General features: G+C 69.2%; 13 protein-coding genes. 5 read left to right on the top strand and 8 right to left on the bottom strand.

What is annotated here, in order from left to right:
- Nucleotides 1-65: 65 nt before the first annotated feature.
- Together DFR69_RS14845 and DFR69_RS34455 are read left to right on the top strand one after the other, a co-directional pair.
- Entirely contained in the window at nucleotides 66-3377 is a 3312-nt protein-coding gene (locus DFR69_RS14845; RefSeq protein WP_244198258.1) for an arabinosyltransferase domain-containing protein, read from the top strand.
- A gap of 152 nt (nucleotides 3378-3529) precedes the next feature.
- Nucleotides 3530-3691 carry a hypothetical protein gene (locus DFR69_RS34455; RefSeq protein ID WP_167456241.1) on the top strand — a complete coding sequence of 54 codons (162 nt, stop codon included), beginning with the start codon at nucleotides 3530-3532 and terminating at the stop codon, nucleotides 3689-3691.
- A gap of 73 nt (nucleotides 3692-3764) precedes the next feature.
- On the opposite strand, the gene DFR69_RS14840 is transcribed toward DFR69_RS34455, so the two are convergent.
- Nucleotides 3765-7097, bottom strand: coding sequence for an arabinosyltransferase domain-containing protein (locus DFR69_RS14840; protein WP_167456266.1), 3333 nt, complete (start codon nucleotides 7095-7097; stop codon nucleotides 3765-3767).
- Between the two features lie 418 nt (nucleotides 7098-7515).
- Here DFR69_RS14840 and DFR69_RS14835 point away from each other — a divergent pair, with 418 nt between their 5' ends.
- The 3 genes from DFR69_RS14835 (at nucleotide 7516) to DFR69_RS14825 (ending at nucleotide 9584) form a co-directional block, all read left to right on the top strand.
- The gene (locus tag DFR69_RS14835) at nucleotides 7516-8163 is read left to right on the top strand and encodes a hypothetical protein (RefSeq protein ID WP_110038085.1); all 648 of its coding nucleotides are present in this window, start codon (nucleotides 7516-7518) and stop codon (nucleotides 8161-8163) included.
- Nucleotides 8164-8374: 211 nt separating this feature from the next.
- Complete coding sequence (locus DFR69_RS14830) at nucleotides 8375-8872, top strand: peptidylprolyl isomerase (protein WP_110038084.1); 498 nt, start codon at nucleotides 8375-8377, stop codon at nucleotides 8870-8872.
- A gap of 145 nt (nucleotides 8873-9017) precedes the next feature.
- Nucleotides 9018-9584: a Uma2 family endonuclease gene (locus tag DFR69_RS14825; RefSeq protein ID WP_110038083.1), complete on the top strand. Its 567-nt coding sequence runs from the start codon at nucleotides 9018-9020 to the stop codon at nucleotides 9582-9584.
- 59 nt (nucleotides 9585-9643) lie between these two features.
- On the opposite strand, the gene DFR69_RS14820 is transcribed toward DFR69_RS14825, so the two are convergent.
- The 7 genes from DFR69_RS14820 to DFR69_RS14790 all read right to left on the bottom strand — a co-directional run bounded on the left by DFR69_RS14820 (nucleotide 9644) and on the right by DFR69_RS14790 (nucleotide 23266).
- Complete coding sequence (locus DFR69_RS14820) at nucleotides 9644-11188, bottom strand: acyl-CoA carboxylase subunit beta (protein ID WP_110038082.1); 1545 nt, start codon at nucleotides 11186-11188, stop codon at nucleotides 9644-9646.
- On the bottom strand, nucleotides 11185-16431 hold the full coding sequence (gene pks13 / locus DFR69_RS14815) for a polyketide synthase Pks13 (protein ID WP_186817299.1): 5247 nt from the start codon (nucleotides 16429-16431) through the stop codon (nucleotides 11185-11187). Before pks13 ends, DFR69_RS14820 begins: the two co-directional genes overlap by 4 nt.
- 91 nt (nucleotides 16432-16522) lie before the next feature.
- Nucleotides 16523-18439 carry a long-chain-fatty-acid--AMP ligase FadD32 gene (gene fadD32 / locus DFR69_RS14810; RefSeq protein WP_110038081.1) on the bottom strand — a complete coding sequence of 639 codons (1917 nt, stop codon included), beginning with the start codon at nucleotides 18437-18439 and terminating at the stop codon, nucleotides 16523-16525.
- Between the two features lie 211 nt (nucleotides 18440-18650).
- Nucleotides 18651-19670, bottom strand: a complete 1020-nt coding sequence (locus DFR69_RS14805; RefSeq protein WP_110038304.1) for an LLM class F420-dependent oxidoreductase — start codon at nucleotides 19668-19670, stop codon at nucleotides 18651-18653.
- A 207-nt stretch (nucleotides 19671-19877) separates the two neighbouring features.
- Nucleotides 19878-20864, bottom strand: a complete 987-nt coding sequence (locus DFR69_RS14800; RefSeq protein WP_110038080.1) for a cutinase family protein — start codon at nucleotides 20862-20864, stop codon at nucleotides 19878-19880.
- A complete protein-coding gene (locus tag DFR69_RS14795) occupies nucleotides 20864-21358 on the bottom strand; it encodes a DUF732 domain-containing protein (protein WP_110038079.1) in 495 nt (164 codons plus the stop codon). Before DFR69_RS14795 ends, DFR69_RS14800 begins: the two co-directional genes overlap by 1 nt.
- A gap of 108 nt (nucleotides 21359-21466) precedes the next feature.
- The gene (locus DFR69_RS14790) at nucleotides 21467-23266 is read right to left on the bottom strand and encodes an alpha/beta hydrolase-fold protein (protein ID WP_110038078.1); all 1800 of its coding nucleotides are present in this window, start codon (nucleotides 23264-23266) and stop codon (nucleotides 21467-21469) included.
- Nucleotides 23267-23281: the final 15 nt, after the last annotated feature.

Below are 23281 nucleotides of genomic sequence, written 5' to 3'. Positions count from 1 at the left end.
GAGAGGCGCGGGTCGCCGGAAAGGATTCAGCCCACGTCGGCGAATCTGCTTTAGCATCAACCCCCGTGCTGCGATCCGACCGAGCGTTCACCCGATACCGCCTGATCGCCCTCGTCTGTGGGCTGCTCGGGTTCGTGCTTGCCCTGCTGACGCCGCTGCTGCCGGTGCGCCAGGACCGCGCGAGCCTGGACTGGCCGCAGACAGGCGCGACCAGCGTCGAGGCGCCGCTCGTGTCGTATGTGCCGCAGCAGCTCGACGCCAGGCTGCCCTGCGCGATGCTGCGCGGACTGCCGGAGACCGGGACGACCACGGTGGTCAGCACCATCCCGGTCGCCTCCGGGCAGAGCGCGAAGGGGCTCACCGTCACCGTGCGTGACGGGGTGCTCGGCGTGCAGGCCCGTGACGTGCCGATGCTGTCGGCACCGCTGGCCGAGATCGGGAGCTGCGAGGCGATCACGATCACCTCCACCATCGGGGCGACGACCGTCGAGTTCCTCGGCGTCACCCGGCAGGACGGCAGCCCGTTCCGCAACACCGTCACCGTGGACAAGCGGCCGCAGATCGTCGGCGTCTTCACCGACCTCGACGAGGCGGCGCTGGCCGGCGCGCGGCTGCACGCCGACATCGATTCGCGATTCACCTCGACCCCGACGACGCTGAAACTGGTCGCGATGATCGTCGCCGCGGTCGCCACCGTCATCGCGCTGATCGCGCTGCACCTGCTCGACCTCAGCGACGGCCGCCGGGCCCGGCGCTTCCTGCCCAGGCACTGGTGGCGGATCACCCCGACCGACGTGGTGGTGGTCGTGACGCTGCTCGGCTGGCACATCATCGGCGCCAACACCTCCGACGACGGCTACATCCTGAACATGGCCCGCGCGTCGGGTCCCTCGGGCTACATGGCCAACTACTACCGCTGGTTCGGTGTCCCGGAGGCGCCGTTCGGCTGGTCCTACGAGCTGCTCGCCTGGATGACGAAGATCTCCGACGCCAGCCCGTGGATGCGCCTGCCCGCCCTGCTCGCCGGTCTGGTCTGCTGGGCGCTGATCAGCCGCGAGGTGCTCCCCCGCCTCGGCGCGCGGGTGCGGCGCGACAAGGTGGCGCTGTGGACCGGCGGCCTGGTGTTCCTGGCCTTCTGGCTCCCCTACGACAACGGCCTGCGCCCGGAACCGCTGATCGCGGCGGGCGCGCTGCTCACCTGGTGCCTGATCGAGCGGGCCGTCGCCACCGCCCGGCTGCTGCCCGCGGCGCTGGCGATCCTCGTCGCCGCGTTCTCGCTGGCCGCCGGTCCGACCGGCCTGATCTGCATCGCCGCGCTGATCGCGGGCGCGCGGCCGGTGCTGGTGCTCATCATCAAGCGAGCCCAGGGCCTGCTGCCGCGCCGGGGCGCCGCCGACGAGTCGGACGCTCCCGCCGAAGCCTCGACCAGCGTCGCCGACGCGGCCGATCGGCGGATCTCCCTCGGCGCCAAGATCTTCCGCTACGCCGCGCTGCTCGCCCCCGGCCTCGCCGCCGGCACGATCGTGCTGATCGTGGTCTTCGCCGACCAGACACTGGCCACCGTCATGGAGGCCACCCGCGTGCGCACCCTGGTCGGTCCGAACGTGGCCTGGTTCGACGAGCGCACCCGCTGGGATTCACTGTTCATGCTCTCCCCCGACGGCTCGCTGGCCCGGCGTTTCGGCGTGCTGGTGATGCTGCTGTGCCTGCTCGTGTGCATCCTGCAGGTGCTGCGCAAGGGCCGCATCCCCGGCACCTCCCGCGGCCCCTCGGTGCGCATCCTGGGCATCGTCTTCGGCGCGCTGCTGCTGATGATGTGGACGCCGACCAAGTGGACCCACCACTTCGGCGTCTACGCCGGACTGGCCGGCTCGCTGGCCGCCCTGGCCGCGGTCGCGGTGGGCGCCAACAGCATCCGCGCGCCACGCAATCGCGCGCTGTTCGCCGCGGCGGTGTTGTTCCTGCTCGCGCTCACCTTCACCGGTTCCAACGGCTGGTGGTACGTCTCCAGCTTCGGCGTGCCGTTCTGGGACAAGGCACCGCTGGTGGCGGGCAAGGGCATCTCGACGATGTTCCTCGGCCTGGCCGTGCTCGCACTGCTGGTCGCGCTGTACTTCCACCTGCGTTCGCCGTTCCGCGCGCAGCCGAAGCCCTCGCGGTTCGATCGCTTCGCCACCATGCCGCTGACGATCGCCGCGGCACTGCTGGTGCTGTTCGAGGTGGCGTCGATGGCCAAGGGCGCGATCACCCAGTACCCCGCGTACTCCATCGCGAAGTCGAACGTCGAGTCGCTGCGCGGCGACACCTGCGGCCTCGCCAATGACGTACTGGTGGAGACGAACACCGCCGACTCACTGCTCACCCCCTACGCCGGCGCCCCCGCCGACGGGCTGAGCGCCGAGTCCACCGGCTTCACCCCCAACGGGGTGGCCGCCGACCTCACCGCCGACGCCGACGAGACCGTGGTCGGCGGGGCGAACTCGGTGGACAAGGACTCCGCGAACAAGACGACCAACACCACCGGCGCCGGCACCGGCGGCGGCACCAGCGCGGAGGCCGGGCTCAACGGCAGCACCGTCGCCCTGCCCTTCGGCCTCGATCCGGCCCGCACGCCGGTGCTGGGGTCCTTCCAGGACGACGTGCAGCAGCAGGCGAAGCTCACCTCGCAGTGGTACCGCCTCGACCGCGTCGACGATCCCGCCTACCCGGCCCTGGTGGTCACCGCGGCGGGCCGCATCCGCTACGTCGACAACGACGGCGTGGTCCACTACGGCCAGGAACTGCGCGTGGAGTACGGCAAGCGGGCCGCCGACGGCTCGATCGAGGTGACCGGGTCGGTGGCCCCGCTCGACATCGGCCCCTCGCCGTCCTGGCGCAATCTGCGCGTGCCGATGGATCAGCTCCCGGCCGACGTGAACGCGGTGCGCCTGGTCGCCACCGACAACGACATCACCCAGAAGCAGTGGCTCGCGGTGACGCCGCCGCGCCTGCCGAAGCTGGCCTCCCTGCAGTCGGTGGTCGGCGAGACCGATCCGGTGCTGCTGGACTGGCACGTCGGCCTGGCCTTCCCGTGCCAGCGTCCGTTCGACCACCACGACGGCGTCGCCGAGGCGCCGAAGTGGCGCATCCTGCCCGACCGGGTCGGCTCCGACGCCTCCAACGCCTGGCAGGACGACATCGGCGGCGGCCCGCTCGGGTGGACAGGACCGCTGTTGAAGGCCGAGACTATGCCCACCTACCTCGAGCACGATCTCGGCCGGGACTGGGGCGCGCTGGAGCGGTTCACGCCGTACCAGGCGGCGCCGCCCGCGGAGATCTCGGTGCGGGTTGTGACCCAGTCCGGCCGGGCGAAGGAACCGTCGATCCGGGCACAGTAGTGACTCGGGCAGCGTAAGGGCAGCGAGCGGGCAGTTGCGCCTGCGCAACCCGAAAATCCTAGCGGCCCTTGGCGTTTCGCGCGCGTGAATCGCCTGTAAATGTCGGCCCAATGGCCGGACGGGGGCGGGTTTGAGCACGTACGCTGGTGGGTATGACAGGAGCCTTCGATGACATGGATCTGGGAGATCTCGTCGAGCTGCTCAGCGAAGACGAGAAAAAGGAACTACGACCGGCCGTGATGCGGGTGCTGGACAGATTGCCCTCACAAGAGGTGTTACGCCGCGACCTCAACCGTCGCATGCTCAGCGTCTGACTCCTACCCCCATCAACGACCGAAGGCGCGGACCACCGAAGTGGTCCGCGCCTTCATATCTTCGAATGCCCGGTCAGAACACCCGCAGCGGACCGGGGGTCCACAGGCCGGTGCGGGTCGCCGTCCCCGTCTCCAGCTGCGCGGGCTCGGCGCGCAGGTGCTGGTCGTAGCGTTCCAGCGAACCCCAGTCGCGCGCCCAGTCGTCCTTCAGGTAGGTCGGGATGGTGACCCGGTTCGCCAGCATCTGGGTGAAGCCGAGCGGGCCGCCGAACTCCTGCGCCTGCCAGGTGTCGGTCGAGGAGATCGCCAGCGGGCGGTCCGGCAGGATGCGGTAGTTCGCGACCTCGGCGACGCCGTTCTTGTGCGCGAACGGACGCTGGCACGGGAACTGCAGGCCCACGGCCCAGTCGAGCAGCACCGGCTGATCACGGCCGATGTAGCTGTCGAGGGTGCGCAGCTTCGGCACCCGCGGCGGAGTGAACGCCAGCCACTGATCACCGATCAGGATCGGGTCGTTGGCGACGATGCGGACCGCGTTCGCCTCGGCGGGCAGGTCGGCCACCGGCACGCGCAGGTTGCGCCAGGACGGGAACGGGCCGATGTCGCGGGGCAGGTAGGTGCCGAGCGGGGTGACGCTGCCGTCCGGCGCCCTGGTGCCGTACTCCACGAGCAGCGACTGGCCGTACTTGTCGGCGCCGGTGTCGTCCTTGGAGGCGATGCGGCCCGCCGCGGAGATCACGACCAGCGGCGAGTCGTCGGAGCGGGCGGGCAGCCCGTACCAGGCCGACTCCAGGTGCGCGGGCTGCTGCACGCCCTCCTGGTAGGAGCCCAGGATCGGGGTCTGCGCGGGATCGAGGCCGAACGGCAGCGCGACGGTCGAGCCGTTCACCCCGCGCGCGCCCTCGCCGCCGCCGGTGCCTGCGCTCTCGCCCTCGGCGAAGGCGGCGCCCACCGACTGGTTGCTGGTGTTGCCGGTGCCCGGCTTCACCTCGACCGCGTCGGCGGAGAGGTCACTCGGCACGCCGTTGGGCGTGAAGCCGACCGCGCCGGTGCCCGCGAGCGGGTCGTTCGGATCGGTGAACGGGCGGGCCGGGTCGACGATCGGTTCGAGCCTGCCGCCGTTCGGGTCGGACTCCACGAGCACGTCGTTGGCCAGGCCGCACGCGTTGCCGCCGATGGCGTCGGTGTTGGAGCGGGCCAGCGAGTACGCCGGGTACTGCTGGGTGGCGCCCTTGACCAGCGAGAGCACTTCGAACGCCACCATCAGCCCGACCACGACGGTCAGCGGGATGGCCGCGAACTTGCGGATCCGCCTGCCCCGCTTGGTCTTCACCGAGGGCACCGGTTTCACGTAGTCCTCGCGCAGCGCGTACCAGCCGACCAGCGCCAGCGCCAGGCCGAACAGGATCAGCATCACGGTGTTGGAGTTGATGCCGCGCAGCGAGATGGTTTTGTCGAACCACGGCACGCCGTAGCTGGAGACGTACCAGTACCCGTTGATGCCGGAGAACGAAAGCGCGAGTACGAACAACAGTCCGGCCAGGAAGATGGCCCGGTTCTTGCGCGAGCGCAGCGCGCTCTGCGAGACGACCACCGCCGTCACCGCGGCCAGCGAACCGGCGATGCCCGCGTACGCGCCGAAGTGGTGCGTCCACTTCGTCGGGTTGAACATCATGAAGAAGATCGTCCCGAAGACGATGCCCATCAGCCGCCAGGTCGGGCCGGAGGCGACGCCCGGCACCTGACGGCGGCGCAGCAGCACCAGCAGCGTGGTGAACAGGCACAGCAGCATCACCAGGAAGGCGAAGCGGCGGGCCAGCGAGCCGTCGACAGTCTCGACGAACATGTAGTAGTAGCGCAGGTAGTCCTCGTACCAGGCCAGGTTCGGCCCGGTCGCCTGCCGCACCCGGTTGGCCTCCTGGATCCCGGCGAAGGTCTGGTCGCCGTAGACCACCACGAGCACGAGCAGACCCGCCGAGGCGATCGGCGCCAGCAGCGGGATGGTGCTGAACTGGCGATGCCTGCGCACGACGATCCGCACGAGCGGCCGGATACCGGCCAGCAGCGCGGCCACACACATCAGCCCGGTCGGCGCCGCGGCCAGCGTGAACGCCGCGATCAGCACCGCCATCCCGGCGGGCAGCAGCCGGCCGGTGGCGATGGCGCGCTCGATGGAGACCCAGGTGAGCAGCGCGCCGAGCGCGACGATCGGCTCCGAGCGCAGACCGTTGTCGAACGGCAGCCAGAAGGCCAGGAACACCAGACCGCCGGTCCACAGGGCCACCTGCGAGCGCTTGACCGCGTTGCCGAGGCGGGGCACCACCTCGCGGCTGATGACCATCCAGCACAGGATCGCGCAGATCAGCGCGGGCACGCGCACCCACGGGCTGGCCGTGGAGACCTCGGCGAACACCTGGATGACGTAGTAGTACCAGCCGAACGGCGCCTCGGGGACGCCGTACCAGCGGAAGTAGTTGGCCATGTAGCCGGCGTCGGGGGCGACGCGCACCATCGACAGGATGTAGCCGTCGTCGGAGGTGTTGGCGCCGACGAAATGCCAGACCAGCAGGGTGCCGATGACCGCGCCGTCGGCCCAGGTGGGCTTCAGCCAGTTCCTCGGCAGGAAGCGGCGATGCCCGCGGCCGTCGCTGCCGTCGAGCTTGGCCAGCGCGCCGAGCGCGATGAGCGTGCACAGCACGGCCGCGACGATCGCGATCAGCTTGATCAGCGACGGGCTGGAGGAGAAGCGCGAGTCGATCGTCGAGGTGAGCGAAAGCCCCTGCGGGACCGAGCCCTTCAGATCGGAGAAGACGCCGACGATCTGCGGCCGCAGGTCACCGGCCAGCTGTCCCTGCACCGGGACCCGCACCGTCTCCACCGCGCCGGGCTGACCGGGGATCGGCCGCTCGATCTCCTTGGTCATGCCCTCGAACGAGGCCGTGGTGCGGTCGCGGTCGGAGCTGATGACGATCGAGGAGCACTGGTCCATCGCGGCCCGCTCGGCCGAGGCCACCACCGCGTTGCGATCGACCACGTCGACCGAGGTGTCGGAGACCCGGACGAACAGCGCCTCCAGCGCGGCCCGGTCGCCCTGCGGCGGCGCGGTGGCCAGCAGCATGCCGCCCTGCTCCGGCAGCGTCGCGACGGCCGAGCACGGGATGGTGGCGTTCAGGTCGATCGGCACCTGCGACATCAGCGGCGCCTGGATGTTGCCGAGCTTGCCGTTCTGCGGCCAGTTCAGCTGCGCGGTCGTCTGGGTGACCGGCAGGAAGGGCGTCGCCACCGCGAACAGGGCGCCGAGAAGGCCGGCGACGAGCGCGATCCATCGCGCGATCCGGAAGTCCTTCTCGGATACCACCGGTTCGGCGGGTGGCTTGGTGAGAACAGCAGTTGCGGCGTCTGGCACGGTTCGCCATGGTATCCGCACCCAGGTCGTTGTGACGGGTCGCACGCCCTGCTGCGTGACGCGCCGCCGCCGCTGGTGTGAAGTTCAAGCATTTCATTAAGGATGCCTCGCGGGTGCGGACGTTCCGTCATCATCGCCATCGGCTATCGATCCAGGTCCGGCGGGAGCCGCGCGCAGGGCACAGGCGTTTGTCGATGTTAACAGTGTGCACGATGCATATAGCTAAAAAGCGGAGTAACTGTTACACACGGTTACAGTCCGGCATTGTAAATGCGGATCGCCGTCGCGGCGGCCGAAACGCGAAGGTTCCCAAATGAAATGGTAGGCGCGAATTGCGCAATGCCGAAAAATGCCTTTCGTACTCTTGAACACGACATCTTCACATCTCGGAGGTGTCGTTTTCACCCAAGGAGTACGCATGTTCAACAGCAACTTCTTCGCCCGCACAGCACTGGCGACCGCCGGATGTGCGGTCGCCGCGGCGTCGTTCGGTATCGGCCCCGCCGCGGCCCAGGCCTCGACCACGGTCAGCCCGGCAGGCGCCGCGGTACAGGCCACCAACCAGGGCGTGGTCAAAGCCGTGGCGGGCGGTGTCACCATCACCTGCTCGACCTCGAGCGCGACCGGAACCGTGCCCGCCGCACCGGGCAACACCAACCCGAGTGGGCCGGTCACGGTACCGATCAGCGCACCCACCTTCACCGGCTGCACCACCAGCATGTGGGGCGTGAGCGCCACGGTGACCACCAGTGGCAGCTGGTCCATCACGGGCCAGAACGGGTCGCCGATCTCCGGCTCGATCAACGTGCCGACCGGCGGCATGGTCATCCAGACCAGCGGTCTGGCGTCCTGCAAGGTGGTCGTCGCCCCGACCGCGCCCGCTTCGCTGGCGGGCACCTGGACCAACGGCAACCCGTCGACGGTTCAGGCGACGAATTCCCCCGCGCCCATCAAGGTGACCGGTGGATTCGGCTGCCCGACCAGCGCCACCACCGGTTCGGTGACCGGCGTCTACAAGGTCACCAACACCACCACCCCGTCGGTGCCGATCACGGTCGGCCCCTGACAATTCCCGGGGTGAATTCGAATGACCGGTAACGCGACGACGTCATCTCGAATTGTGTGCACTGTGCGATGAAAAAGAACCCGCGTGCGTCTCGCACTCGCACGCGGGTTCCCTCACATCCTAGGCAATATTCGCGCCGGCCGCCGACCGGCGGCGCCCGGCCGCGGACCCCCGTCTCTTCCAGGGCGCGCGCATCCCTAGACTCGACCTCATGACCAAGGTGAATCTCGTGACCAATTACGGACCGATCGTGCTGGAGTTGGACGACCAGGCCGCGCCGAACACGGTCGCCAACTTCGTCAACTACGTGAACGCGGGTCACTACAACGGGACCGTGTTCCACCGCGTCATCCCCAACTTCATGATCCAGGGCGGCGGCTTCGAGCCCGGCCTGAAGCAGAAGCCGACCCAGGCCCCCATCCAGAACGAGGCCGCCAACGGCCTGAAGAACGACAAGTACACCGTCGCGATGGCCCGCACCAACGACCCGCACTCGGCCACCGCCCAGTTCTTCATCAACGTCTCCGACAACGCCTTCCTCAACCACACCGCCCCCCAGAGCCAGGGCTGGGGCTACGCCGTCTTCGGCAAGGTCTCCGAGGGCACCGAGGTCGTCGACAAGATCGCCGCCGTCTCCACCGGCAACGCGGGCCCCCACCAGGACGTCCCGACCGACGACGTCATCATCGAATCCGCCTCGATCGCCTGACCTTTCGACGCCACCGCCGAGCCGCCACCCGACCCGGTGGCGGCTCGTCGCGTGTACGCGTCTCGCCGGCCTTCAGGCCGACAGCCCCCGAGTACACTGAATCGGCGGGATCGGACCCGCTCAGAGGCGTCCGAGAGGAGCGTGCGTGACTGCCGAGACAGCGCCCCCTGCGTGGATGCATGAGCAGATCACGGCGGAGGTCTACGACTCCTGGTCCGAGGAGCAGTGCGCGGGTATCGAAATCGTCGACGGGATGGTGGTAGTGAGCCCGAGCGCCTCCAAGCGCCACAACCGGCTGGCCCGAGTTCTGGCGAACGCACTGGACAGCGCCGGGGGCGCCGACTGGAACGCCGATACCGACTTCGACATCCGGCTCCAGGACGTACCGCTGACGAACCGCCGCCCCGATGTCGTGGTATACCGGGCCGACACCATCGATCTCTCGCCGACCAGGCCCGAGCATGTGCTGATGGTCGTCGAGGTCGTCTCCCCCGGCTCGGAGACCACCGACCGCATCGTGAAGCTGGACCAATATGCCAAGGCGGGTATCGCCTTCTTCTGGCGGGTCGAGCAGGCGGCGACCGGTGTCCCGCTCGTCTACACCTACATCCTCGACCCCGTCACCAGGACCTACCGCACCGGCGACATGTTCACCGGCATCGTCAAGGCGTCGGCCCCGTTCTCGGTCGAAGTGGACCTCGGCGAGGTCTAGCCGCCGCGACATGCGAAACGGGCCGCCTCGGTGATCGAGGCGGCCCGTTCTTCGTTTTCTTACAGCGGCAGGACGTGGTGCTTGCGGGGGTTGCGCTGGATCTTCTTGTCCTGGAGCAGTTTCAGGGCTCGGCGGATTTCCAGGCGGGTGGTCGCCGGTTCGATGACCGCGTCGATGAAGCCGCGTTCGGCGGCGACCCAGGGGGTGGCCACGTTGGCGTTGTAGAAATCGATGAGGTTCTGGCGGACGGCGGCGCGCTGGTCCTCGGGGGCCGCGGCGATCTGGGCGGCACCGAGCAGGCCGATGGCGCTCTCGGCGCCCATGACCGCGATGCGGGCGGTGGGCCAGGCCAGGTTGATGTCGGCGCCGAGCTGCTTGGAGCCCATCACCGCGTAACCGCCGCCGTAGGACTTGCGGACCACCAGGGTGATCTTCGGGACCGAGGCCTCCACGTAGGAGAACAGGAAGCGGCCGCCGCGCTTGATCACGCCGACCTTCTCCTGCTCCACGCCGGGCAGGAAGCCGGGGGTGTCGACGACGAAGATCAGCGGGATCTCGAACGCGTCGCACAGGCGCACGAAATGCGAGGCCTTGTCCGAGGCACGGGCATCGAGGGCGCCCGCCGAGGCCATCGGCTGGTTCGCGACCACGCCGACGCTCTGCCCGTCGACGCGGGCGAAACCGGTGATGATGTTCGGCCCGGTGTCGCCGCTGATCTCCTTGAACTCGCCGTCGTCGAAGATGCGCAACAGGATGTCGTACATGTCGTAGCCGGCGTTGTCCGAATCCGGCATGAACGTGTTGAGTTCCCGGTCGGAGTCGGTGATCTCGGGCTCGAGGCCCGGGTTCACCACCGGGGGCAGCTCCTGGCAGCTGGTGGGCATGTAGCCGAGGTATTCGCGCACCCACTGGAACGCGGACTCCTCGTCCTTGGCGACATGGTGGATGTTGCCGTAGTCGGCCTGGGTGCGCGCGCCGCCGAGCTCCTCGAGGCTCACGTCCTCGCCGGTGACCTCCTTGATCACCTTCGGCCCGGTGACGAACATGTGCGCGGACTCGGTGGCCACCACGATGTCGGTGCAGATCGGCTGGTACACCGCGCCGCCGGCGCAGTTGCCCAGGATCACCGACACCAGCGGCACCATGCCCGACAGCGGCTCCATGTTGGTCGCCATCCAGGCGTACCAGGCCAGCGAGCTGACCGCCTCCTGCACGCGCGCGCCGCCGGAATCGTTGATGCCGACCAGCGGAATGCCGACCTTGGCGGCGTACTGCATGATGCCGCACAGCTTGCGCCCGAACGCCTCGCCGACCGAACCGCCGTAAACGGTCTGATCGTGGGAGAACACCGCGACCGGGCGGCCCTCGACGAGACCGTGGCCGACCACGACGCCGTCGCCGTACAGCGCGTTCGCGTCGCCGGACTTGCGGACCAGCGCGCCGATCTCGACGAACGTGCCCGGGTCCATCAGCATGTTGATCCGGTCGCGGGCACTCGGAATGCCCTTACGCGCCCGCTTCTCGATCCCCTTGGCGCCAGTCGGCTCTTTGGCGAGCTCGAGCCGCTCGTTCAGATCGGCAAGCTTTTCGGCGGTCGTGCTCACTTACGTACTTCTCCCTTTGCGGAAATCGCGGCCAGTTTGGCGGCGAGGTCGGCACCGATCTGGCCGATCCGCGGTTCGTCGACGATCTGCAAGTGGTCGCCCGGGATGTGGACGACCTCCAGGTTCTTCACGTATTCGTCCCAGCCACCGTTGGGCTTGCGATGGGCGAATCGAGGTTCGAGCTCGATCGCACCATCGTGGTAGCGATCGGCCAGGTACAGCACGACATCACCGTCGTACTCGCGCGGCCGCACCTGCTGGAGCGCCCGGTTCTCGATCCACGAGGTCCGCTGGTGTTCCAGCACACCGCCGGGGATCTTCGCTCCGGACAGCTTGATCAGGTCGCTGATCATCGAGAACTGCTCGGCGTCGGACGCCGCGGCCAGTTCCTCGATCTGTGAACGATCGAGCTCGGCGGGGACGTTGTAGGTCTTCTTGGCGAAGGCCTGGTAGCGCTCGAGGCGGCGGACACGCTCCTCGGGGCTGTTGTCCTCGTCTTCGACGGTCATCGCGAGGTCGATCAGGCCGACGTAGCGCACATCGGCCCCTTCCTCGCGCAGCAGCTGGCCGACCTGCATGGCCAGCACCGCGCCCAGGGACCAGCCGTACAGCACGTACGGGCCGTCGCCCTGGATCTTGCGCAGTTCCGGCAGGTACTCCCTGGCCCGTTCCTCGATGGAACCGTCGACCCGCTCGATGCCGTACATCGGAGTGTCGGCGGGGAGTCGCTTGAGCAGCGGCTCGTAGACGAGAGTGTTGCCACCGGCCGGGTGGAACACGAAAACCGGCGTGGCGGTGGAGCCTTCGGCACGAGCACGCAGCGGGCGGACGAAGCCGTCCACGTCGGCCCCGCTGTCCTGCAAGGTGCGCACGACCTCGGACAGCTGCTCGATGGTCTCGCAGTCGAGCACGTCGTCGACGGTGACCTCGGCCTTGACCCGTTCGGTGAGGCGCGCCGCCATCTTCTCGGCGACGTCCTCTTCCAGGATCGGCAGCGTGTTGAAGATGCCGCCGGGCGACGTGCCCGTGACGACCGCCCAGGTGGCGTAGGCCAGGCGCTCGGCCGCGTCACGTGGCGGAACGTTGTCCTCGTCGCCGGCCGGTGCCGAGTAGTCCACGTCCGGGGTCACCTGCGCGGCATCCACCGGCGCAGCGGCAGCCGGGGACGCGGCTGCCGGCGCCGATTCGGCAGCGGCTTCCGAAACCGGTTCGGCCACAACCTCCTCCGACGGCAGTTCCGCACCGGCGGCCTTCGCCGCGGCCAGCGGATCATCGCCCGCCGCGATCGCCGCGCGCGCCGCCTCGACGAAGTTCGCGTCGACGCCGATCTCGACGTCCTCGCCCGCCGCCTTGGCCGCGGCCTGCTTCTCCGCCATCGCCGCGATCTCGTCGCGGTGCTCGATGGCGTAGCGCAGCACCTTCGACACCTCGTTGAGGCTGGCGTCGCGGACCGCGGAGATCTGCAGCTGCGGGATGTCGAATTCGTATTCGACGCGGTTCTTGATGCGCATGGCCATCAGCGAGTCGAGGCCGAGCTCCATCAGCGGGATTTCCATCGGGAGGTCCTCGACGGCGTAGCCCATGGACTCGGCGACGATCACGCACAGCCGCTGCTCGACGGTCTCGCTGCCGTTCGGGTCCCAGCGATCGCTGGTGGCCACCGCCACCTCGGCGGCGGTCGGCTCGACGGCGGCCGGTTCGGCCACGGCGACAACGGGTTCGGGCAGCGCGGCACCGGAGGTGACCACCGCGTCGAACAGCAGCGTGAAGCCGCCGGCGTCCTTGGCGTGCACCTGCACCGACGCGCCACCGAGGTGCGGGGTGAGGGTGGTGGTCAGGGTGCCGGTGCTCGGCAGCGCGGCGTGCGGATGCGTGACCGACACGGCCACATCCGAGAGCACCTGCGCGGCAGCGGCTTGCACCAGCGCGGTGAGGTCGCTGACCGAAGCGGCCTGCACCTCCCAGGCGTGGCGGCCGTCGGGCATCGCGACGTGCGCGCCGGGCACCTTGGCGTTGCCGCCGCCGGCCGACATCGTGACCTTGGGCCAGTATTCCTTGCGCAGGAACGCGGTCCGCGGCACGTCGGCGTAATCGCCTTCGGGCAGCAGCGAACTCAGGTTCACGGTGTGGCCGTGCACGTAGAGCTGGGCGAGCGCGCCGATGACGCCGGCGGACTCGTCCTCCTTGCGCTTGAGCGTCGGGATGAGCTGGGCGTCGTGCACGCCCGCCGCGAACGTGGTGCCGAGCACCTGCATCAGCGCGACGGAGTTGGGCGCCAGCTCGAGGAACGTGGTGTGCCCGGAGTCGACGGCGGCCTTGACCGCGTTGGTGAAGTACACGCTGCCGCGCATGTTCTTCACCCAGTAGGGCTCGTCGTGCACCGGATCGGAGCCGGGCTTGAAGTACAGGCCCTCGTGCACGGTCGAGTACAGACCGGTGGTGAGCGAGGTGGGCTCGATGCCGGCCAGTTCCGCGGCCAGCTCGCCGAGCAGCGGGTCCATCTGCGAGGTGTGGCCGGCGCCGCGGGTGGGCAGGATGCGGGCGAACTTGCCCATGCCCTCCACCTCGGCGACGATCTGCTCGACCTGCTCGCGCGGTCCGCCGATGACGGTGTTGGTCGGCGCGGCGTACACCGCGCACTCCACGTCGGGGAAACGCTCCAGCAGCTGGGCGACATCGTGGGCACTGAGCTCGACGAGCGCCATGTTGCGCACGTCGTCCTCGGTGATCATCTGCTCGCCCTCGCCCATCAGGCGCGAACGGGCGCAGATCACGCGCACCGCGTCCTCGATCGTCAGGCCGCCCGCGATGTACGCGCCGGCGACCTCACCCATCGAATGACCCACCACGGCAGCGGGTTCCGCGCCGTGCGCGCGCAGCAGCGCGGCCAGGCCGAGCTGGATGGTGAAGATGCCGACCTGGCAGGTGCCGACGTCGTAGTCCTGCTCGTCGTCGAGGAACATCTCGCGGATCGAGTAGCCTGCCTCGTCCTGCACCAGCTCGTCGACCGCGTCGACGGTCTCGCGGAAGATCCGGTTCTCGCCGTAGAGCTGCTTGCCCATCTTGCGGTGCTGCGAACCGAAACCGGACAGCACCCAGACCGGCGCGTTGGACGCGGGCGAGTCGGCGGTGAACACACCGGCGCCCGGCTTGCCCTCGGCGATGGCGCGCAGACCGGCGACGGCCTCCTCGTGCGTCTTGGCCAGCACCACACCGCGCGAACGCTGGTGGCTGCGCTTGGCCAGCGCCCGGGCCACATCGGCCAGCGGCACGTCCTTGCCCGGGCCTTCCAGCCAGTCGGCCAGGTCGGCGGCGGCACGCTTGCGCCGCGAGGGCAGGTAGGCGGACACGGCCAGGATCACCGGCAGCGGCTCGGCGCGCTCGCCGTCCCACTCCGGCAGCGGCTCGGCGGCGGCCTCGGTGATCGCGGTCGCCTCGGCGACCACATCGGTGGTCTCCTCGTCCTCGATCTCCTCGGCGGCGACCTGCTCCGGCGTCACGTCCACGACGGCGGCGGCGCCCGGCACGTACTCCTGCAGCACGACGTGCGCGTTGGTGCCACCGAAGCCGAAGCCGGAGATACCGACGGTCGCCACGCCGCTGTAGCGGGGGAACTCGGTCGGCTCGTCGACGACCTTGAGGTTGGCCTGCTCGAACGGGATGTACGGGCTCGGGCCCGCGTAGTTGATGTTCGGCGGAATCACGTTGTGCTGGAACGACATCAGCACCTTCGCGAGGCTCGGCACACCGGCGCCGGACTCCAGGTGACCGAAGTTGGTCTTCACCGAGCCGAGCAGGGCGGGCTTGTCGGCCTCGCGACCGCGACCGACGACGCGGGCCAGCGCCTCGGCCTCGATCGGATCGCCGATCGGGGTGCCGGTGCCGTGCGCCTCGATGTAGTCGACCGAGGAGGGGGCGATGCCCGCGTCACGGTAGGCCCGGCGCAGCACGTCGGCCTGGGCCTCCGGGTTCGGCGCGAGCAAGCCGTTGGAGCGGCCGTCGCTGTTGACCGCGGTGCCCTTGATGACGCCGTAGATGTGGTCGCCGTCGCGCTCGGCGTCGACGAGCCGCTTGAGCACGACCAGGCCGGCGCCCTCGGAGCGGACCATGCCGTCGGCGTCCTTGGAGAAGGCCTTGATGCGGCCGTCCTCGGAGGTGCCGGGGGCGAAACCGAGCGTCGTCATCGGCATCAGCAGCATGTTCACGCCACCGGCCAGGGCCACGTCGGCCTCGCCGTCACGCAGCGCGCGCACCGCCTGATGCACCGCGACCAGCGTGGACGAGCACGCGGTGTCGACGGTGACCGACGGGCCGCGGAAGTCGTAGAAGTAGGACACCCGGTTGGCGATGATGCCGTTGGAGCTGCCCATGATCGCGTAGCCCTCGGCCGAGGCGGGCACGTTCGGGTCGGCGTTGCCGAGCGCGAGCGCGGCGAGCATCTGGAAATCGCTGGTCGAGGAGCCGATGAACATGCCGACCGGCGAACCCTTGAGGTCGCTCGCCGGGATCCGCGCGTGCTCGAGCGCCTCCCAGGTGAGCTCCATCATCAGGCGCTGCTGCGGGTCGATGCGCTCGGCCTCGAGCGGCGAGGTGGCGAAGAAGTCGGCGTCGAAGCCCTTGACGACGTCCTGGTCCAGGTAGCCGCCCCTGGTCTTGCCCGCGGCCACGGCGGCGGCGATGGTGGGATCGCCGAGGAACTCGTCCCAGCGGCCCTCCGGCAGCTCACGGATCGCGTCACCGCGGCCGATGATGAACTCCCAGGTCGACTCGGGCGTGGTGCCCGCGCCGGGCAGCCGGGTCGACAGGCCGACCACGGCGATGTCGTGCGCCTCGCCGGGCTGATAGGCGGCGGCGTAGTCCTCGATCGCCTCGGTGGGCAGCTCCGGCTCGCCGTTGACGATGATCTCGGCCAGCGACGCGATGGTCGGATGCTGGTAGATCACCGTGGGGGCGAGGGTGACGCCGGTGAAGTCCTCGATGTCGCCACCGAGGGCGAGGGCGTCGCGCGAGGCCAGCCCGAACTCCTCCATCGGCCGGTCGACGGTGATCGCGTCGATGGATTGGCCGGTCGCGTCGGCGACCCAGCGGCGCAGCCATTCGCGCAGCTCGGCGACCGAGAGATCACCGTCGGGGGTGGTCGTCGCGGGGGTTTCGGGGTTCGGGGTGGGCGTGCCCTCGTTGTCACCGACAGGGGTCGACTGTTGGGGGTCGTCGCCTGCCTGGGAGCGGTCGTTGTTAACCATTAATTCCTCAAGCTACCTGTCTGCGTACAGGGCGCGCCGTGGAATGACGCCCGACGTGTATCACGCCGGGCGTCGCTCACCGGTCGGCCGATTACTCTTCCGGTGCATCGGGGAAAGCCTGCTGGGTGTAACCACCGCGCAGCGTTCCCTCGAGGTAGGCGGCCTTGCAAGCCCGCCGGGCGATCTTGCCGCTGGAAGTGCGCGGGATCGAGCCAGCGGGGACCAGCAGGATGTCACGGGCGGTCACGCCGTGGCGCTGCGAGACCGCGGCGCGCACCGCGTCGGCGATCGGAGCCGGATCGGCCTTGCCCGCGCCTGGACCACGCTCGGCCACGATGACCAGCTGCTCGGACGCGTCGTCGGCGTCGAACTTCAGGCCGGAATGGCTGTCGGCGGTGAACACCTCGGCGGGCAGCTGGTTGGCCGGGACCGCGAAGGCCGCGACGAAACCGGGCCGCAGCGCCTTGGACGCCTCCTGCGCGGAGAACTCCAGATCCTGCGGGTAGTGGTTGCGGCCGTCGACGATCACCAGGTCCTTGACGCGGCCGGTGATGTAGAGCTCGCCGTCGTAGAACACGCCGTAGTCACCGGTGCGCAGCCAGTCGGCGTCGGGCGCGGTGCCCTCGGCATGGCTGCCCTCGGCCAGCCGCTCGGTGACCTTGTTGCGGAACGCCTTGGTCGACTCGTCGGGGCGACCCCAGTAGCCGATGCCCATGTTGTTGCCGTGCAGCCAGATCTCGCCGACCCGGCCGTCGGGCAGCTCACGGCCGCCCTCGGGGCTCTCCACCGACTCCGGATCGATGATGGTCGCCCACTGCGACAGTGCGACGTAACCACACGCGACCTGCGCGATGGCGTTCTCGTCGGACTGCTCCACGCGCACCATGCGGCCCGCGTTCAGCTCGTGCCGGTCGACGTAGACGACCTTGGCCTCGTCCTCGGCCTTGGTCGCCGAGACGAACAGCGTGGCCTCGGCCATGCCGTAGCAGGGCTTGATCGCGGTCTTGGGCAGGCCGTACGGGGCGAACGCGTCGTTGAACTTCTTCATCGACGAGACGGTCACCGGCTCGGAGCCGTTGATCAGGCCGATCACGTTCGACAGGTCCAGCGACTCGCCCGCCTTCGGCAGACCACGCGCCGCGGCGTGCTCGAACGCGAAGTTCGGCGCGGCCGCGAAGGTGCCGGCACCGTCGGAGACGGCGGCCAGCTCGTTGATCCAGCGCGAGGGGCGGCGCACGAACGCGCTCGGCGACATGATGGTGATGTAGCGGCCGCCGACGGCGGGCAGGATCACCGTGAGCAGACCCATGTCGTGGAACAGCGGCAGCCAGGTGACGCCGCGCGAGTTCCAGTCCAGGTTGATGGCCTTGACCATCTGCAGCAGGTTGGTGCCGACCGCGCGGTGGGTGATCTCCACGCCGGCGGGCACCCGGGTGGAGCCCGAGGTGTACTGCAGGTAGGCGATGTCGTCGATCGCGGTGTCGGGGCGGACCCAGGAATCACCGAGGGTGTCCGGGATCGCGTCGACGGCGATGATGCGCGGACGCTGCGCGGCCGGCAGCGAACGGAAGAACTGCCGGACACCGGCGGCCGAGGAGGTCGCGGTGAGGATCGCCGACGGCTCGCAGTCACCGAGGACGGCGTGCAGGCGGTCGGTGTGACCCGGCTCGTCGGGATCGAACAGCGGCACGGCGATGGTGCCCGCGTAGATCGCGGCGAAGAAGGAGATCACGTAGTCCAGGCCCTGCGGGGCGAGGATCGCGACCCGGTCGCCCGGATTGGTCACCTGCTGCAGGCGAGCGGCTACCGCGCGCAGCCGAACTCCGAACTCCTGCCAGGTCAGCTCGTGCACCTCGCCGTCGCGCTCGCGCGAGTAGTCGATGTAGCGGTACGCGAGCGTATTCGCATCGTTACGGGTGTGCTTCTCGACGTGATCGACCAGGGTCCGACCCTCGGGAATCACAATGTTCCCGGTCTCGTCCAGGTAGTCGTCGAAAGTCTCTTCCATTCCTTCTTCTCCTCCGAGGCCCGGACACCGGTGAATTCTCCCAACGCGCTGTGGCGTTGACACCTGTGAGGCCCCGACTCGCTATCGCCACCGGTCGCCGGAACACGCACCACGTGCGTCATGACAACCTGCGGATTTTCGAGCGGTCTGCGCGGTGACCGCTATCGGCTAGATGTTCTCAAACCAGAGTCATGTTACAGAGAACCCCCGCTCAGTCCTCCCGCAGCAGCGGAATGACAGGCGCGAAAGCGTCCATCTGGGTGGGGAAGATGCCCACATACGACATCGACGTGAGTTCGCGCACACGCTTGATCTGTTCGGCGATCTCCTCGAAGGTGCCGATCGCGACGTACGGCGAATTCAAGATCTCCTCGACGGAGAGTTCCACGTCGACCTCGAGATTCGGATGCAGGCCGCGGGCGATCGCGTTCAACGCCATCTCCGCGGTCTTCTCCCGGTCGTCGGTGATGACGATCGCGGTGATCGCCCAGTTCAGTTCGATGTCGGCGAAACGGTCGCCGGCAGCGGCCTTGACGATCTCGACCTTCTCGATCGTCTTCTCGAGCGTGATGCCCGACAGCAGGCCCTTACCGTTCTTGGTGGTCTGCGGGACGATCGAGACGATGTCGGCGTGCTTGGCCGCCAGCGCGAGCATCTTCGGGCCGCCGCCACCGGTGCACAGCGGCGGACGCGGGCCCTGCCGCGGGCGCGGGGTGCCCTTGATCCCCCGCACCTGGTAGTGCTTGCCCTCGAAGTTGCACTCCTGGCCGCGCAGCAGCGTGTCCAGGATGGTCAGCGACTCGTCGAGCTTCTCCAGCCGGACGCCGGGACGCTCGAACGGGATGCCCGCGTTGTCGAACTCCTCCTTGATCCAGCCGGCGCCGACGCCGACCTCGAGGCGGCCCTTCGACAGCACGTCGATGGTGGCCAGGTCCTTGGCCAGCACGACGGGGTGGCGGAAACCGTTGGCCAGCACGGAGGTGCCGAGCCGGATCTTGTCCGTGGCCTGGGTGAGCGCGCCCAGCGCGGCGATCGGGCCGATCTGGTCGCCCAGATGATCGGGCACGAAGAAGGTGTCGTACCCGTATTCCTCGGCCTGCTGCGCGGTCTGGACGAACTTGCGCGCCCCGCCCTCCTGCTTGTTGCCCTCTCCGGCCGCTCCGAAGCGGAACGGACGCAGCGGCGTACCCAGCGCGGTCGTCTCACCGACGGGTGCGGCAGCTTCGGTCATGAACTCATCGCTCCTGGCTGTTGCACGCAGCGCGTGCTTGGCGGTGTACACGGGCCCGCCGCTACTCCGCGGTAGCGGAGGAAGACGGCGCGATCATCAGCGCACTTTACAGCGTGCGGGCGAATGGGAGTGCGGATGTCACAGCGAGGCATGAACCATGGCAATCACACACCCGCTGTGACTGTGAATACTCCGACTCCTGGCCGCTCAGGAATGTGGTGGATGAGGAGCGTTCTCGATCAGCCCGGCCGCCCAGTTCACCGTCCACTGGGTGGCGGTGGTGCCCTGCCCGTCGACGGTGTTGGAGGCGTAGAGGGCGTGCACCGGGTTGCCCGCCGAGCGGATCAGCGCGCCGAGGCTGCTCAGCGCGTTGGCCGGATTCAGGGCCTGGCGCGGCGCGTCACAGATCATGTCGCCGGGGGCGCAGATCGAGTTCACCTTCGGCGCCAGCGAGCCGAACCCGCCGGGCCGCGCGCCGGTCATGCTGATGCCAGGGACATTGACACCGCGCAGCGCCACCTCGGCGCCCTGTCCTGGCGGCGGCGGATCGCCGATCTCGACCGGCTGGCCGGGCCCGGTGTCGCCGGTGCGGCGGCCGTCGGCGATCACGGTGACGCCGAGCACCTTGTCGGCGGGGACAGGGCCGTTGCCCGCGCCGATCTGCGCGGCGACGTCACCGGCGATGACCGCGCCCTGCGAGAAGCCTGCGATGACGTAGGTGGTCAGCGGGCACTGCTTGTGCCGCTGGGCCAGGATGTCGGTGGCGCGGGCCGTGCCCTCGGTGCGGCTGTTGTTGTAAGAGGCCTGGCCGTCCGGCGGGATCGCGATCGGGTTCGAGAACTGGGCCACATAGGGCACCGTGTAGACCTCGAGCCGGTCGTCGGGGAACTGCTCGCGCAACGGCCCGCTCACGCTGAGCATGAGCGAGATCGGATTGGCGTGCGGGTTGTACGGATCATCGGTGCTCGACGACTCCCAGGTGCCCGGAATCGAGAGCAGCATCACATCGGGACAATCGGCCGACTGCGACGTCGGTGGCGGCGGGCCGGGCGGGGTGGGGCCCGGCGGGGTCAACCGTCCTGCCAACAGGTACCAGAGCAGCACGATGACGATGATCGCGAGCACGATCAGCGCCAGCACGGTCAGGCACCCCGCAGGCCAGAGCTTGCGGGAACGTCGCGTCGGCCGGTTCATCAGCAGTAGGTCGAGTTCGCGGCCGCCATGTAGACCTGCGCTGCCCGGTTGACGTCCATGTTGGCATCGCCGAAGGCGGGGTCGGTACCGGCCATCGCGCCGACGAAGGTGGCGATGTCGGCGTCGCTGGCCCCGGTGGACTTCGCGGAGCAGATGTAGCTGGCCGTGGTCAGCGCGATCGTCGGATCGGCGGGCTTGATGCCGTTCTTGGCCAGCTCGGCGAGGAAGGCGTCGTCCTTGGCGGAGGTGGGCCCGACCGGCTCGGTGACCTCCGGCGCGGGCTCAGGCAGCTCGGCGGACGTGGTCGGGTCGGCCTCCGAGGGCGGGGTGACGACGGTGGTGCTCGGCTTCGCCGAGGACGTGGCCGCCGCGGCGCTCGACGAGAGCGTCGGCGTCTGCGACGCGGTGGAGTCGTTGTCACCACATGCCGACAACAGGGCGACGGCAGCCAGGGCCGCGACCGATCCGGCAACCTTGCCAGGGATCCGATGCAATGTCTTTCCTCGATCATTCGTCAGGGAAGCGGTCGCAGCCCAGGTTAGCCGGACAAACGGCGCCACCGGGTACCGCAGGGCGATGCTCAGAGAGTTCTCAGCCCGGGCTCACACCCCGTGAACTTCGGATTTGCCGCCCTTCACCACGATGAACCCGGTCTGAAAATTCTGCTGAACGCCACCGGGGACCGGGAACTCGTCGCTCACCGGATAACCGAGCCTGCCGTTCTCGAACCCCTGCGCGGCCCAGGCGTCGGCGACGGGGCCGTTGCGCACCGCCCAGGTGCCCGACAGCGGGCTCCAGTAGATGTTGCCGCCCTCGAACCGGCTGTACCGGCCGAGATCCTTCAGCGGCGCCTCCTCGGCGACCGGGAAGCCGAGCGGACTGTTCTCGAAGCCGAGCGCGGCGTACTTGTCCAGAATGAAGCCCTGCACCCGGTGCGCGCCGGTGGCGGGGCTGTAGAACATCGGGCCGTGCTCGAAGGACTGCACGGACCCGTCCCGGCTCGGCGTCTTCGCCTCGGCGGCGACGGGATACCCGGCCGGACCGCCCTCGAAGCCCTGCTTGCCCCACGCCTCCAGGAACGCGCCGCGCACCACCTGCGCGCCGGTCTGCGGCGTCCAGTAGATCGCGCCGCCCTCGAAGGACTGCATGCGGCCGCGCCCGTCGGGCAGCGCCCGCTCGCCCTCGGTGGGCATGCCCAGCGGCGAAAGCGGCCCGCCCACACCGGCATACGTGCCACCGATGCGCCCGGCGACCACCTGCGCGCCGGTCGCCGCGGAATGGAACACCCGGCCGTTGAGGAAGTCCTGCACCACGCCGGAGCCCACCGGGTACTCGCCGGTCACACAGTTGCCCAGCCAGTTGGCCGCCTGCGCCACCCCGGCGATGGCCCCGCCGAGTCCGCATGCGGGCGCACCGGGTTCGGTGCCGAGCGCCGCGGCCGCCTGCGGCCACGACTGCCGCATCTCGAAATCCCAGTAGGGCCAGGTGTGGATGCCGGAGGGGCGGTAGTTCGCCTGCACGGGGATGGCCAGCTTCTCCAGCTTGCCGACGAAGTTCTCCGTCGACATGCGCGCCAGGATCTCCAGCCCGGTCCCCGCCCAGTTGCCGCTCACCAGCGGCACCGGACCGGCCGGATCGTTGGCGCCGGCCAGGCCGCTGCCGCTGGAGACGTACATGCTGATGCCCTTCAGATGCTCGGCCAGCAGGTACGGATCGTGCGCGGCCCATTCCGGACCCCCGGGCGGGCCCCACATCGCCGCGGAATCGAAGCCGCCCGCGTCGCGGACCGCGAACTCGATCGCCTGCGGCATCCCGAGCGTGGTGGTGGTGAGCAGGCCCGAATACGACGCCGCGTACTTCACCAGGCCCGGATTGCGGCCGGCCAGATTCATCGCGGCGGTGCCGCCCATCGAAAGGCCCTGGACGCCACGCACATCCGTGGTCCGCCAGTCGCGTTCGAGCACGGCGGGCAGTTCCTTGGTCAGGAACGTCTCCCATTTGTAGAGGTGCCCGTTCGACGGCTCGAGCCAGTCGGCGTAGAAGCTGGACTGGCCGCCGACCGGGAGCACCACGTTCACGTTCTTGTCGCCGTAGAAGACCTCGGCGTCGGCGTCCTTGGTCCAGCCGTTCTCGTCGTCCTGGGCGCGCAGGCCGTCGAGCATCAGCAACATCGGGAACTTGGCGTCGGGCTTGGCGTTCCAGTCGCGCGCCAGCAGCATCTGCACCTGGATCGGGGTGTTCATCGCGGGCGAGAACACCCACAGCGCCACCCGGCGGTCGGAGAGCCATTCCACCCGCTGCACGCCCGCCACCCCGGCCTGGGCCTGCGCCTGGGCGGGCACGGCGACGGCCGGCGCCAACAGGGCCGCGGTCATGGCCGCGATGCCGAGGATCCGCCGCATCGGCGCTCGGACACG

Origin of the sequence: Nocardia neocaledoniensis (genome assembly GCF_003182135.1) — a bacterium.
Classification (GTDB): domain Bacteria; phylum Actinomycetota; class Actinomycetes; order Mycobacteriales; family Mycobacteriaceae; genus Nocardia; species Nocardia neocaledoniensis.
Note: the sequence above shows the minus strand (reverse complement) of the source record. Positions and strands in the feature narration are given on the sequence as shown.